Genomic DNA, 13,072 nt, shown 5'->3' with positions numbered 1-13,072 from the left:
GCGACAGATGAAAAATGTCTCCGGATGATAGCAAACCTCGCTTTCATTGGAAGCCATCATTGGCGCCGGAGGGCAAATTGCGGCCTTTTCCTGCCATCTTGTGATCCCGGTTGCGTCATCGGCACGAATCCGGATCACAAAATGACAAAAAATAGCTGTAAATAAAGGGAAATATCAATATGGGGACGGCGTGGCAAAGGCCGTCAGCATGGTGCTGAGTCGGCCATGGTCAGACCTGTTTGTGTACAATTTATGACGCCGGTTGCCCTGTCAGCCATCAGGGCAAGCTGGTCGGCATGTACTTGCTCAGTGGTGATCCTGAAACTGCGCGGCAATCTCCCTGAACTGCGCCTCGCAGGCGAGAAACGCCGCGACAATGCCGGGATCAAAATGGCTGCCGCTCCCCTTCACAATGATCTCCTTTGCTTCCTCATGGCTGAAAGCAGGTTTGTAGACTCGTTTCGAGATGAGGGCATCGTAGACATCCGCTACCGCCATCAAGCGCCCGGAGAGGGGAATATCCTCACCCGCCAGCCCTGCCGGATAGCCGCTGCCATCCCACTTCTCGTGGTGGGTGAGGGAGATCTCCCGGGCCAGCCGCAAGAAGGAGTTGGAGCCTAGCTGCGCCTCGGCACTCGCCAGCGCATCGGCGCCGATCTGCGGGTGGCGCTTCATGATGGCGAACTCCTCGTCGGTCAGCTTGCCCGGTTTGAGCAGGATGGCATCGGGAATGCCCACCTTGCCCACATCGTGCAGCGGGGCCGACTTGAACAGCAGATCGATGGTGGCGTCATCGAGCGGATAGCGATCCCAATCGCTGCGACTGAGGTATTGCGCCAGCGCCTTCACATAATGCTGGGTGCGGATGATATGGGCGCCGGTCTCGTTGTCCCGGGTCTCCGCCAGCGAGGCGAGGCCAAGGATGGCCACGTCACGGGTCAGGTTGAGCTCGTCGCTGCGGGATTTCAGCTCACCGATCATCTGATTGGTGCTGGCGGCGATAAGGCCAAACTCGTCATCCCGGGTGACCGGCACCCGGGCGTCGAAGTCACCACACTGTACTCTGGCCATTGTGCTGGTCTGCTGGCGCAGGGATAGGCCGAGATTGCGACCATAACCGTGAATAATGAGGGCGAGATAACAGAAGGTCACCGTCATTACGAAGGCGATCTCCCACAGGATGTAGTGCTGGGCATCGACCCTCGGCAGGCTGCGCTCCACCGTCACCAGCCACTCCAGATCCTTGTTGAACAGCAAGAAGAAGACACCCCCCAGCAGGGTGAGGGTCGCCAGGGTAAATAGGGTGAACTTGCGTGGCAGCGGCATGGCCAGCGGGTGGCTCAGTGCCAGGCTCTGCTCGGCTTGCCGTGCTCTGGCACGATGCAAGTCTCGCTCCAGAGTCAGATCGGCCGACACCAGAAAGCCGAGGGTGGTCATCCCCAGCAGCACCTTGAGGTGACTCTCCAGCGGAAAGTCGTGGGTAAGGGCGTTGTAGCCCGACAGCAGCAGTGCCCCCAGCAGGTAAAAGCCCACCTCCAGTCCAAACCCGTCCAGCCCGTTGCGCGCCAAGGGCCTTCTTGAAAGCAGCCAATTGCGCACGGCGAACATGATGGCGAAGGTCACCAGGGTTGGCCCCAGCAACTGGGGCAGGGTGAGACTCTCGAGAAACGGGCAAACCTGCCAGCCATAGAGACAAAATAGTGACAGGGTTACCCCGTAGTGCAGGGCGCAGCGCCCCGTGATCCTCTGCATATTCCCACCCATGTTGCTGGTTATTGTTATGTCGGCGGGAGGCCCGCCATTACAGGCGCCGCAGCAGCAGGCTACCGATGGAGTAGCCAGCGCCAAAGGAGCACAGTACGCCGCGAGCCCCCGCAGGAAGGTCGCGATTGTACAGATGAAACGCGATGATGGAACCCGCCGAGCTGGTATTACCATAGCTATCAAGAATGACCGGCGCCTCCTGCTGGCTGGCATCGTGGCCCAGCAGCTTGCGACCGATGAACTGGTTCATGGTGAGGTTGGCCTGATGGAGCCAGAGCCGGTTCAGGCTCTCGGCGGGCCAGCCCTGCTCGTCGAGCTGGTTGGCTATCTGCTCGCACACCAGCGGCAACACCTCCTTGAACACCTTGCGCCCCTGCTGGCGGAACAGCTTGTCGTCGCTGTAGCGGGTGCGCGGGCTCAGCCGGTTCAGAAAGCCGAAGTTGTTGCGGATGTTGTTGGAGTATTGGGTCACCAGCTTGCTGGCCACCAGTTGCCACGGATTGGCCGCCTTGCAATCGGTCTCCCGCTCCAGCAGCACCGCGGTGCAGGCATCGCCGAAGATAAAGTGACTATCCCGATCGCGAAAATTGAGGTGCCCCGAGCAGATCTCCGGATTGACCACCAGCGCCACGTTGGCGGTGCCTGCCGCCAGCATATCGGCGGCTGTCTTGATGCCGAAGGTGGCGGACGAGCAGGCCACGTTCATATCAAAGGCCATGCCGCTCGCCCCCAGATAGTGTTGCAGCTCGATGGCCAGCGCTGGGTAGGGGCGCGGCATGTTGGAGGCGGCGACGATCACCAGATCGATCTCTCCCGGCTCGCGACCGGCGGCGATCAGTGCCTGCTCGGCGGCAGCCACAGCCATCTCCACCATGATGGAGGGCATCTCGTCGGGCCGCTCCGCCAGCAGCGGTTGCATGATGTCTGGGTTGAGCACCCCCTCGCGGCTCACCAGATAACGACTCTTGATGCCGGAGGCCTTCTCGATGAACTCGCAGCTGGAGTGCTGCTTGGCGGGGAGCTGGCCGGCATCGATGGCGGAGGCGTTCTCCTCGTTGTAGAGATCCACATACTGGTTGAAGGCGGCCACCAGCTCTTCATTGCTGACGGCAAAGGGTGGGGTATAGAGGCCTGAGCCACTGATCACGATAGAGGTCATCTTTGCTCCTCGCCGGGTGCGTTCCCGGCTTGTCGGTTTATAGGGTAGAGAGGGTTACAGCTGGTCGATCGCCGCAGCAAGACCCGCCAGGGTCAGCGGATGCATCCGTCCGCCAACCACGTCATTCATCAGTTTGATGGAGGGATGCCAGAGCCACTCCCGCCGCGGGGTGGGATTGATCCACACCAGTTTGGGAAAGTGCTGCTGCAATCGGGTAAGCCACACCTGACCCGACTCCTCGTTCCACTGCTCGACACTGCCGCCCGGCCAAGTGATCTCGTAGGGGCCCATGGTGGCATCCCCCACCAGGATCACCCGGTAGTCGCTGCCATAGGTGCGCAGCAGCCGCAGGGTATCGAACCGCTCCTCAAAGCGGCGGGCGTTATCCTTCCAGACGAAGTCGTAGAGGCAGTTGTGAAAATAGAAGTACTCCAGATGCTTGAACTCGTGGCGCAGCGCCGAGAAGAGGCGCTGCACCTCGGCCACGTGGGCATCCATGGAGCCTCCCACATCGAAAAAGACCAATAGCTTCACCCCGTTGTGGCGCTCGGGTCGCAGCTTCACATCGAGCCACCCTTGGCGGGCAGAGCTTTTTATGGTGTCGTCGAGATCCAGCTCGTCCGGGTTGCCCTTGCGCACCCAGCGCCTGAGTTTGCGCAGTGCCAGCTGGATGGCGCGCTGGCCGAGCGGCGAGTCATCGCTGAAGTTGCGATAGTGTCGGGCCTCCCACACCTTGACCGCCTTACCGTGCTGCCCCTCTCCACCCATGCGCACCCCCTCGGGGTGAAAACCGCCGTGGCCAAACGGGCTGCTGCCACCGGTCCCCACCCATTTGTTGCCGCCGGCGTGGCGCTCTTTCTGCTCGCTTAATCGCTGGTTAAGGGTCTCCAGCAGCTTGTCGAGTCCGCCGAGGGATGTGAGCAGCGCCTTCTCCTCTGGGCTCAACAGTCGCTCGAACTCCTTGCGCAGCCACTCCTCGGGCAGGCTTTCCGGCAGCAGGGGGATGGCGTCCAGCCCCTCATAGTATTCGGCGAAGGCGCGATCGAAGCGATCGTAGTGGGCCTCGTCTTTTACCAACAGGCAGCGGGAGAGCTGGTAGAACTCGTCCATATCGACAGCGACCAGTCGGGCCGCCAGTGCGGCGTGCAAGTCCAGCAACTCGCGCAGGCTGCACGGGAGTTTGTGGCGGCGCAGGTGGGTAAAAAAGTCGATCAGCATGGGTCAGCTGCCGCGCCGGGCCAGAAAGGCGAGCTTCTCGAATAGATGCAGGTCTTGCTCGGTCTTGAGCAGGGCGCCATATAGCGCGGGCACCAGCTTGCCGGGCTCGCGGGCACGCATCGCCTCGGGGGCGATATCGTCGGCCAAGAGCAGGCGGATCCAGTCCAGCAGCTCCGAGGTGGAGGGCTTCTTGCGCAGCCCCTCTACCTCGCGCAGCTCGAAGAATAGCTCCATCGCTTCGCCAAGCAGGCTCTCCTTGAGGTCGGGGTAGTGGAGTTTGACGATGGCCTGCATCTCGGCCTTGTCGGGGAAGCGGATATAGTGGAAGAAACAGCGGCGCAGGAAGGCGTCCGGCAGCTCTTTTTCGTTGTTGGAGGTGATGATAACCACCGGCCGCTGGCGCGCCTTGACTCGCTCGCCGGTCTCGTAGACGTCGAACTCCATCCGATCCAGCTCCAGCAGCAGATCGTTGGGGAATTCGATGTCGGCCTTGTCGATCTCGTCGATCAGCAGCACAGGTCGCTGCTCGGCGCTGAAGGCCTGCCACAACTTGCCTTTACGAATGTAGTGGCTGATATCGGCCACTCTGGGGTCGCCGAGCTGGGAGTCCCGCAGCCGGGCCACCGCATCATATTCATAGAGACCCTGTTGAGCCTTGGTGGTGGACTTGATATGCCAGGCAATGAGATCGGTGCCGAGATGGTCGGCGACCGCTTCTGCCAGCACCGTCTTGCCGGTGCCCGGCTCCCCTTTGATCAGCAGCGGTTTTTCGAGGGTGATGGCGGCATTGACCGCCATCTTCAATGCATCGGAGGCGAGATACTGGCTGCTTCCTGAAAATCCCATAACGTCGGTTCCTTTGACGATTGGCGCCCGTAGTCAGGGGCCAGAGAGAATAAGCTCTATATGTTGTAATACCATATGGTTATAACGAATAGTCACTTCTCATTCAGAAACCACAGGGTAATCTTGTTTCATCGTCGTAACAAACACAGGGATAGCACCATGAGCAAAATTTTTGAGGACAACAGCCAGACTATCGGTCACACCCCGCTGGTTCGTCTCAACCGTGTTACCAAAGGCCGCGTGCTGGCCAAGATCGAGAGCCGTAACCCCAGCTTCAGCGTCAAGTGCCGTATCGGTGCCAACCTGATCTGGGACGCCGAGAAGCGCGGTATCCTGACCAAGGGTAAGGAGATCATTGAGCCCACCAGCGGCAACACGGGTATTGCTCTGGCCTTTGTCGCGGCAGCTCGCGGCTATCCCATCACCCTGACCATGCCGGCCACCATGAGCCTGGAGCGCCGCAAGCTGCTTAAGGCGCTCGGTGCCAATCTGGTGCTGACCGAAGGGCCCCTCGGCATGAAGGGGGCCATTGCCAAGGCCAACGAAATCCTCGAGTCCGAGCCGGGCAAGTATGTGTTGCTGCAACAGTTTGAAAACCCGGCCAACCCGGAGATCCACGAAAAGACCACCGGCCCCGAGATTTGGGATGCCACTGACGGTGAGGTGGATGTGTTTGTGGCCGGGGTCGGTACCGGTGGCACCATTACCGGTGTCTCCCGCTACCTGAAGAAGACCCAGGGCAAGGCGGTAGTCTCTGTCGCGGTCGAACCTGCCGAGTCGCCGGTCATCAGCCAGAAGCTGGCTGGTGAAGAGATCAAACCGGGCCCCCACAAGATCCAGGGGATCGGCGCCGGCTTTATCCCGGGCAACCTGGACCTCTCCCTTATCGATCGGGTGGAGAAGGTGACCAGTGACGAAGCCATCGAGATGGCCCGCCGCCTGATGGAGGAGGAGGGGATCCTGGCCGGTATCAGCTCCGGTGCTGCGGTGGTGGCTGCCAGCCGTCTGGCCGAGCAGCCGGAATTTGCGGGCAAAACCATTGTGGTCATCCTGCCGAGTGCGGCGGAGCGTTACCTCTCCAGTGCCCTGTTTGCCGGGGTGTTCAGCGAGCAGGAACTGCAGCAGTAACTGATCGGAATCTTTCAAAACAGCGGCGCTCCCAGGAGCGCCGCTTCTTTATGGGCTAGACTCAACCCCTGTTAGTGTCACTTGATCCTTATTTTTTGGGGTAAAATAACAAGTTCCGGAGTGAGAAAAAAAGCAGACATTCCGCTCTAAATCTCATATCCTGTGCGGCGTCACGCGGTGTTTGCTGGCTGGGTATCACAAAGTAACAAAGTGTTATTTTTCGTTATAAAATAATTTCAGGCCAGTCCTGATGCGGCTTGTAGCCCAATAACTGAAAATTGCCAACCAGCGCGCCGATTACTGCACAGAAACTTGACCTGGATTAAACCATTGCGGGTCTGCTTTCGTTACTTTACAACATATCCATACTGACACGGTGGGTCAGGTTGCTTCAAAAACGACCAATCCACCAAAAAATATCAATAATATGGGGTGAAACCATGTACGAGAAGTCTGTTGTTATTACTGCTGAAAACGGCCTGCACACCCGTCCGGCAGCTCAGTTCGTGAAAGAAGCCAAAGAATTCCAAAGCGAGATCACTGTGGTCTCCGGTGGCAAGTCCGCCAGCGCCAAGAGCCTGTTCAAGCTGCAGACCCTGGGCCTGACCAAGGGTACCAACGTAACTATCCAGGCTGATGGCCCGGATGCTCAGCAAGCTGTTGAGAAGCTGGTTGCCCTGATGGACGAGCTGGAGTAATCCAGCTTTAGATTCCTCCCCCACAGTCGTTTTAATAGGAAGGATTATGATATCTGGCATTCTTGCGTCCCCCGGTATCGCATTCGGTAAGGCGCTTCTTCTTAAAGAAGATGAAATCGTTATCAATCAGGGCAAAATCTCTGCTGACCAGATTGATGTCGAGATCAACCGTTTCCTCGAAGCTCGTACCAAGTCAGCTGCCCAGCTGGAAGCCATCAAAGAGATGGCCGGTCGCACCTTCGGTGAGGAAAAAGAGGCCATCTTCGAAGGCCACATCATGCTGCTCGAAGATGAGGAGCTGGAAGGGGATATCAAATCCTTCATCAAAGAGAACAAGGCTTCCGCTGACAAAGCCATCTATGAGGTGATCGAACAGTACGCCAAGATGATGGCCGAGCTGGATGACCCTTATCTGCGCGAACGCGCTACCGACTTCCGTGACATCGGCACCCGTCTGGTCAAGAACGTACTGGGCATCGCCGTTGTCAACCTGAGCACCATCGACGAAGAGGTGATCCTGGTCGCCAAAGACCTGACCCCGTCTGAAACCGCTCAAATCAATCTGAAATATGTGCTGGGTTTCGTCACCGATATCGGTGGCCGTACCTCTCACACCTCCATCATGGCTCGCTCCCTGGAGCTGCCGGCCGTAGTAGGCACCAACGACATCACCGAGCGCGTCAAGAACGGTGACATGCTGGTGCTGGATGCGATCAACAACCAGATCATCATCAATCCGACCGCTGAACAGTTGACCGAAGCCAAGAAGTTCCAGGCTCAGTTCCAGGCCGAGAAAGATGAGCTGGCCAAGCTGAAAGATCTGCCTGCCATCACGCTGGATGGTCACCAGGTCGAAGTGTGCGCCAACATCGGTACCGTCAAGGATACCGAAGGTGCCATCCGCAATGGCGCCGAAGGCGTGGGTCTGTACCGTACCGAGTTCCTGTTCATGGACCGTGACGCGCTGCCGACCGAAGAAGAGCAGTTCAAAGCCTACAAAGAAGTGGCCGAAGCGATGCCGGATCAGCCGATCATCGTGCGTACCATGGACATTGGCGGCGACAAAGAGCTGCCGTACATGAATTTCCCGAAAGAGATGAACCCCTTCCTGGGCTGGCGTGCCGTGCGTATTTTCTTCGACCGCGAAGACATTATGCACGCTCAGCTGCGGGCCATTCTGCGCGCCTCTGCCTTCGGCAAACTGCGCATCATGTTCCCAATGATCATCTCTGTCGAAGAGTTCCGTAGCCTGAAAGCTACCGTAGAGACGCTGAAAGCCGAACTGCGTGCCGAAGGCAAAGCCTTTGATGAATCCATCGAAGTGGGTATCATGATCGAGACCCCGGCCGCTGCCGTGATGGCTCATCATCTGGCCAAGGAAGTGGATTTCTTCAGTATCGGTACCAACGACCTGACCCAGTACACCCTGGCTGTCGATCGTGGTAACGAGATGATCTCCGCCATGTACAACCCGCTGTCACCCTCCGTCCTGACCCTGATCAAGATGGTTATCGATGCGTCCCACGCCGAAGGCAAGTGGACCGGTATGTGTGGTGAACTGGCTGGTGACGAGCGCGCTACCCTGCTGCTGCTGGGTATGGGTCTGGATGAGTTCTCCATGAGCGCCATCTCTGTACCGCGTATCAAGAAGCTTATCCGCAACACCAACTTCGAAGATGTGAAGGCAATGGCTGATCAAGCACTGAGCTTTGCCACCGCTGCTGAAATCGAAGCGTGCGTAGATAACTTTATTAAGCAGAAAGCAGTCTGCTAAGATCGGCTGCAAACAGCGACAAATCATCTCTAGGAGCTTTATATGGGTCTGTTTGATAAACTGAAGAAACTGGTTTCCGACGATAGCTCTGACACCGGCGGCATCGAAATCTTTGCTCCGCTGTCTGGCGAAATCGTGCCGATCGAAGATGTGCCTGACGTTGTCTTCGCCGAGAAGATCGTTGGTGACGGTATCGCCATCAAGCCGGCTGGCAACAAGATGGTTGCTCCGTGCGATGGCACCATCGGCAAGATTTTCGAGACCAACCACGCGTTCTCTCTGGAATCCGACTCCGGTATCGAGCTGTTCGTTCACTTCGGTATCGACACCGTTGAACTGAAAGGCGAAGGCTTCAAGCGTATCGCTCAGGAAGGTCAACAGGTCAAGCGTGGCGACACCATCATCGAGTTCGATCTGGCCGTTCTGGAAGCGAAAGCCAAGTCTACCCTGACTCCGGTTGTCATCTCCAACATGGATGAGATCAAAGAGCTGATCAAAATGACTGGTGCCGTGACTGTGGGCGAGACCCCGGTTATCCGTATCAAGAAGTAATGCCCGGCTGGCTCACGCCAGTTGCGCAGTAAAAAACCGAAGCCTTGTGCTTCGGTTTTTTTATGGCTGCGAGTCGGCTTTTCTTTCTGGTTATTACTCTATTCCGTCGAGATGACAACCCGGTTACGGCCCTGATCCTTGGCCTGATAAAGGGCCCGGTCGGCCATCATCAGCAGATAGTCGATGCTCTCCTGCCCCTTCATGCTGGCACACCCCAGACTGATGGTGAGTGATAGCTGCTTCCCCTGCCATGGCAAGCGGGTGATACTGACATGCTGGCGCAGCTGTTCGGCGCGCCGTGCTGCCTGTTCAATATCGCAACCAGGCAGGATCAGCAGAAACTCCTCTCCGCCCCAACGGGCCAGACTCTCCCCCGGCAACAGCTGGCCAGCCATGGCGTGGGCGACAGCGCAGAGCGCGGCATCGCCCGCAGGGTGGCCGTAGCGGTCATTGACCTGTTTGAAATGGTCGATATCTCCCAACACCACCGAGAGGGGCTCACCCTGCAACCAAAGGGCCTGCAGCTGTTGCTGGGCGCCACGCCGGTTGGTCAGTTCGGTGAGCGGATCGGTGCAGGAGAGGCGGCTTACCTCTTCCACCATACACTGCAGGTCGTGGATATCGCGAAAGGTGACGATATGGCCATCCGGGATGGCATCGGCACCCAGCTGGGCAGTGACGATAAACCAGCGCGACTGACCGCTCTTGCAGCGGATCAGCGCAGGCATCTCGGCGACCTCCAGCCCTTGCGACAAGCTCTGTTCCACCTGGGAGTGCCAGGAGTCGATGATGGTGCGGCGATACCCTTCATCCGGGTAGGCGACCTGAAACCAGGAGGCCATGTCCGGCAGATCGTCAAGGTTGTAGCCCAGTTGCTCAATAAAGGCTTTATTCAGGAAGCGGTGGCGCCGCTGCGGGATCATGTCGGGTGAGCAGCCATCGTGACGGGCAATGGATTCGGACACCAGAATAGGCAGCGGGATCACATCGAAGGAGCGAAACAGGATCTGTTGCAGTTCTCGGTCATTCATAGGAAAAGCGGCTCCACGATGCATCTTTTACATGCTTTACCATAGGTCAGACCTGTTTGGTGGTAAACCGATTTATAGCGGTTACGCCGCCGGTTTTTCAGCCAAAGGCAAAGGCGAGAAAATGGCGGGGTTGTGTGCCGTGGCCGTATCGGGTGAAAGCTGGACAGGCTGAGGAGAAGCTGCGGGGCAAAGGGTCAAAAAAACCCACATGGTCAGGCACATGTGGGTCGGGAAAAACCAGGCAGGGTAAAACAGACACTCCCTGTGTCGGTCATCTTCAGCTCAGGTGGAGGTGGTCCACCTGCTGGAGCTTTTCGGGCCAGGGCCCCTGCTGGTGGTCACCAAATCTTCACGCGCTCGGAAGGTGGCAGATAGAGCTTGTCTCCCGGCTTGATGGCAAAGGCGCGATAGAAGGCCGGCATATTGACGACGATGCCGTTGACCCGGTACTCCAGCGGCGAGTGGGGATCTGTCTTGAGCAGAACGGCAGCGAGCTCGGGCCGGTACTTCCCTTTCCACACCTGTGCCCAGCCGATAAAGAATCGCTGCTCGCCGGTAAAGCCATCGAGCATCGCTGGTTGGTGGTTGCCCAGGGCGAGCTGGTACGCCTTGTGGGCGATGGTCAAGCCGCCGAGATCGCCGATGTTCTCGCCAAGGGTCAGCTGGCCGTTGACATGCTCCCCCTTGATGGGCTCGAAACGGTCGTACTGTTTCGCCAGTTTTTGCGCTCTGGCGGTGAACTCCTTGAGATCGGCCGGAGCCCACCAGTTGTGCAAGGCACCGTTGCCATCGAATTTGGCCCCCTGATCATCGAAACCATGGCTCAGCTCGTGACCGATGACCGCGCCGATGGCGCCATAGTTGACCGCATCATCCGCCTTCAGATCGAAGTAGGGTGGTTGCAGTATGGCTGCCGGGAAGACGATCTCGTTGTTGTCCGGGTTGTAGTAGGCGTTCACCGTCTGCGGATTGTCGAACCACTCTTCCCGATCCACCGGTTGATGGAGGCGGGCAAGGTGCTCGTTGTAACGCACCCTGGCCGCTCGCTGGGCATTGCCGACCAGATCATCGGGACGGATCTCGATTGCGCTGTAATCCTGCCACTGGTCCGGATAGCCGATCTTGACCCGTACCTTCTCCAGTTTCGCCAGCGCCTGCTGTTTGGTCGGAGCAGACATCCAGTCGAGCTCGCCGATCTCCTGGCGATAGGCGGCGATCAGATTGCGCACCATGGTCGCCATCTGTGCCTTGGCCTCGGCCGGAAAGTAGCGCTCCACGTAGAGTTTGCCCACCGCCTGACCCAGATAGTCGTCCAGCACCTCCATGGCCTGCTTCCAGGGCTCCCGCTGCCGGGGGATGCCGCTCAGGGTCGTGCCGTAGAAAGCGAAGTGCAGGGCATTGCTCTGGCTGTCGAGATAGGGCGCATAAGTACGTAGCAGATGGAACAGGCAGTAGGATTGCCACTGCGCGATGCTGGTCTCCTGCATCACGGCGGCCAGCTTCTCCAGATAGTCCGGCTCACTGACGATGATCTCCGTTTCCCCGGCGATACCGGCCTCTGTCAGGTAGCGTTGCCAATCCAGGGGGGGCAGCAACTGACTGAGGCGGGCGAGGGGCAGTTTGTTGTAGGTGTGGTTGTCATCCCGCAGCTTGACTCTGTCCCACTGCAGGCTGGCGAGGCGGGTCTCCAGCGCCAGAATGTGATGAGCCTGTTCGCTTGTCCCCTCGACGCCGGCATGGTTGAGCAGGGCGCGAATGAACTGCTCGTAGCTGGCCCGCAGTGCCTTGCTGGCGGCATCTGCTTTCAGGTAGTAGTCCCGATCCGGCAGACCGAGACCGGATTGCTGCAGGTAGATCCCGTAGCTGTCAGGCTGTTTCTTGTCGGCCATGAACCCGATACCAAAGGGAGCGCCGCCCCCCAGCTTGCTGACCCGGGCAAAGTAGGTGGCCAGCGAGGCGCCATCATGGATGGCCATGATCTCGTCGCGCAGCGGCTGAATGGGGGTCAGCCCTTTGGCATCCCGCCCGGCCTGATCCAGATAGCTGGCGTAGAGGTCGGCGATCTGCTGGCGAGGGGTTCCGGCTTGTTGCGGGCGCTTGAGCAGCTCCTCCAGCAACACCTTGCGATCCTCCAGCGACTTGTCCGCCAGCAGATTGCCGATGGTCTGTCCCGGCAGGTCATCCGGTATCCGGGTCTGGGCCAGCCAGTTGCCGTTGACGTGGCGAAACAGATCGTCCGCCGCGCGCACGCTGTTATCCATGCTGGCCAGATCCACCCCGGAGTGGCCGCTGGCGGCACCGGCGCATGGGGCGAGGCCAAGCAAGGCCAGCGCAATGAGGCTGGCGATCATGCTGCGTTGCTGTTTCATCTTGTGTGTCCTGTATGGGGTGCCAGTAGTGAATTGGCTGTAACCGATGGTCAATCAGCTGCGAACGACCGAGAGGAAGCGCCCGTCGTGATTGAAGGTGCAGGTAAAGTCGACCGCATCATCATCGGTCTCGTACTGGCCATAGACCTTGTATCTGTGGCCGCTCTCTTCTGCCGACTCGGTGGTGATATCGCGCGGGGAGACATGGAATTTGCTGGCTGCTTCCCCCGAGCAGTAACGGGGCATCTTGCTGGTGGCCATATGCTGGTCATCGCTATCGTCATGCTGGCCATCATGCTCGTGTTTGTTATCGCTGTGCTTTTTCCCGGCGTAATAGCCAGCGGCGCCGATGGCACCCAGCGCAGCTGCACCTATCAGGACTTTCTTGGTGTCCATATTCTGGCAGCCGCTCAATGCCAGACAGGCGGCCAACCCCATTACCATCAAGGAGTGTTTCATCTCTCGGATCCTTTCAATTATCAAATGAGCAAGTCGGTGTCAGCCGAGTGGTGGTCACAGTGCCCGGCGCTGGA

Annotated in this window: 11 protein-coding genes; 4 read left to right on the top strand and 7 right to left on the bottom strand. The window is 58.6% G+C overall.

The genetic code is table 11. The features are described from left to right. Nucleotides 1-306 precede the first annotated feature (306 nt). Genes OKC31_RS02765 through OKC31_RS02750 form a run of 4 tightly spaced genes read right to left on the bottom strand, consistent with a single transcriptional unit; the run spans nucleotide 307 to nucleotide 4,987 of the window. A complete protein-coding gene (locus tag OKC31_RS02765) occupies nucleotides 307-1,752 on the bottom strand; it encodes an HD domain-containing phosphohydrolase (protein WP_236272627.1) in 1,446 nt (481 codons plus the stop codon). Between the two features lie 49 nt (nucleotides 1,753-1,801). Beyond that, the gene (locus tag OKC31_RS02760) at nucleotides 1,802-2,923 is read right to left on the bottom strand and encodes a beta-ketoacyl-ACP synthase III (RefSeq protein ID WP_201955306.1); all 1,122 of its coding nucleotides are present in this window, start codon (nucleotides 2,921-2,923) and stop codon (nucleotides 1,802-1,804) included. Between the two features lie 54 nt (nucleotides 2,924-2,977). Further along, complete coding sequence (locus OKC31_RS02755; protein WP_270656217.1) at nucleotides 2,978-4,141, bottom strand: vWA domain-containing protein; 1,164 nt, start codon at nucleotides 4,139-4,141, stop codon at nucleotides 2,978-2,980. A 3-nt stretch (nucleotides 4,142-4,144) separates the two neighbouring features. Then, nucleotides 4,145-4,987 (bottom strand): AAA family ATPase, encoded by an 843-nt coding sequence (locus OKC31_RS02750; protein WP_005350058.1) that lies wholly within the window; start codon nucleotides 4,985-4,987, stop codon nucleotides 4,145-4,147. Between the two features lie 159 nt (nucleotides 4,988-5,146). Between OKC31_RS02750 and cysK the strand changes: the two genes are divergently transcribed. From cysK to crr, 4 genes are all read left to right on the top strand, one after another. Further along, nucleotides 5,147-6,115 (top strand): cysteine synthase A, encoded by a 969-nt coding sequence (gene cysK, locus OKC31_RS02745; RefSeq protein WP_270656216.1) that lies wholly within the window; start codon nucleotides 5,147-5,149, stop codon nucleotides 6,113-6,115. A 440-nt stretch (nucleotides 6,116-6,555) separates the two neighbouring features. Continuing rightward, complete coding sequence (locus OKC31_RS02740; protein ID WP_005338266.1) at nucleotides 6,556-6,813, top strand: HPr family phosphocarrier protein; 258 nt, start codon at nucleotides 6,556-6,558, stop codon at nucleotides 6,811-6,813. A 46-nt stretch (nucleotides 6,814-6,859) separates the two neighbouring features. Further along, complete coding sequence (gene ptsI, locus OKC31_RS02735; protein ID WP_101529807.1) at nucleotides 6,860-8,587, top strand: phosphoenolpyruvate-protein phosphotransferase PtsI; 1,728 nt, start codon at nucleotides 6,860-6,862, stop codon at nucleotides 8,585-8,587. Nucleotides 8,588-8,629: 42 nt separating this feature from the next. Further along, on the top strand, nucleotides 8,630-9,139 hold the full coding sequence (gene crr, locus OKC31_RS02730) for a PTS glucose transporter subunit IIA (protein ID WP_005338264.1): 510 nt from the start codon (nucleotides 8,630-8,632) through the stop codon (nucleotides 9,137-9,139). A gap of 98 nt (nucleotides 9,140-9,237) precedes the next feature. Here the strand turns inward: crr and OKC31_RS02725 are convergent, their stop codons facing one another. The 3 genes from OKC31_RS02725 to OKC31_RS02715 all read right to left on the bottom strand — a co-directional run bounded on the left by OKC31_RS02725 (nucleotide 9,238) and on the right by OKC31_RS02715 (nucleotide 12,998). Next, a complete protein-coding gene (locus OKC31_RS02725; protein WP_247824139.1) occupies nucleotides 9,238-10,170 on the bottom strand; it encodes a GGDEF domain-containing protein in 933 nt (310 codons plus the stop codon). Nucleotides 10,171-10,508: 338 nt separating this feature from the next. Next, the gene (locus tag OKC31_RS02720) at nucleotides 10,509-12,539 is read right to left on the bottom strand and encodes a M13 family metallopeptidase (protein ID WP_270656214.1); all 2,031 of its coding nucleotides are present in this window, start codon (nucleotides 12,537-12,539) and stop codon (nucleotides 10,509-10,511) included. Nucleotides 12,540-12,593: 54 nt separating this feature from the next. Then, a complete protein-coding gene (locus tag OKC31_RS02715; protein ID WP_042052664.1) occupies nucleotides 12,594-12,998 on the bottom strand; it encodes a hypothetical protein in 405 nt (134 codons plus the stop codon). Between the last annotated feature and the right edge of the window lie 74 nt (nucleotides 12,999-13,072).

Origin of the sequence: Aeromonas sp. Y293-4, assembly GCF_027705905.1 — a bacterium.
Classification (GTDB): Bacteria; Pseudomonadota; Gammaproteobacteria; order Enterobacterales; family Aeromonadaceae; genus Aeromonas; species Aeromonas veronii.
Note: the sequence above shows the minus strand (reverse complement) of the source record. Positions and strands in the feature narration are given on the sequence as shown.

Excerpts from the sequence above, each read along its gene's own strand:
- OKC31_RS02765 (WP_236272627.1), bottom strand. The coding sequence starts at position 1,752 with ATGCAGAGGATCACGGGGCGCTGCGCCCTGCACTACGGGGTAACCCTG.
- OKC31_RS02760 (WP_201955306.1), bottom strand. The coding sequence starts at position 2,923 with ATGACCTCTATCGTGATCAGTGGCTCAGGCCTCTATACCCCACCCTTT.
- OKC31_RS02740 (WP_005338266.1), top strand. The coding sequence starts at position 6,556 with ATGTACGAGAAGTCTGTTGTTATTACTGCTGAAAACGGCCTGCACACC.
- ptsI (WP_101529807.1), top strand. The coding sequence starts at position 6,860 with ATGATATCTGGCATTCTTGCGTCCCCCGGTATCGCATTCGGTAAGGCG.
- OKC31_RS02715 (WP_042052664.1), bottom strand. The coding sequence starts at position 12,998 with ATGAAACACTCCTTGATGGTAATGGGGTTGGCCGCCTGTCTGGCATTG.
- cysK (WP_270656216.1), top strand. The coding sequence starts at position 5,147 with ATGAGCAAAATTTTTGAGGACAACAGCCAGACTATCGGTCACACCCCG.
- crr (WP_005338264.1), top strand. The coding sequence starts at position 8,630 with ATGGGTCTGTTTGATAAACTGAAGAAACTGGTTTCCGACGATAGCTCT.
- OKC31_RS02725 (WP_247824139.1), bottom strand. The coding sequence starts at position 10,170 with ATGAATGACCGAGAACTGCAACAGATCCTGTTTCGCTCCTTCGATGTG.
- OKC31_RS02720 (WP_270656214.1), bottom strand. The coding sequence starts at position 12,539 with ATGAAACAGCAACGCAGCATGATCGCCAGCCTCATTGCGCTGGCCTTG.
- OKC31_RS02755 (WP_270656217.1), bottom strand. The coding sequence starts at position 4,141 with ATGCTGATCGACTTTTTTACCCACCTGCGCCGCCACAAACTCCCGTGC.
- OKC31_RS02750 (WP_005350058.1), bottom strand. The coding sequence starts at position 4,987 with ATGGGATTTTCAGGAAGCAGCCAGTATCTCGCCTCCGATGCATTGAAG.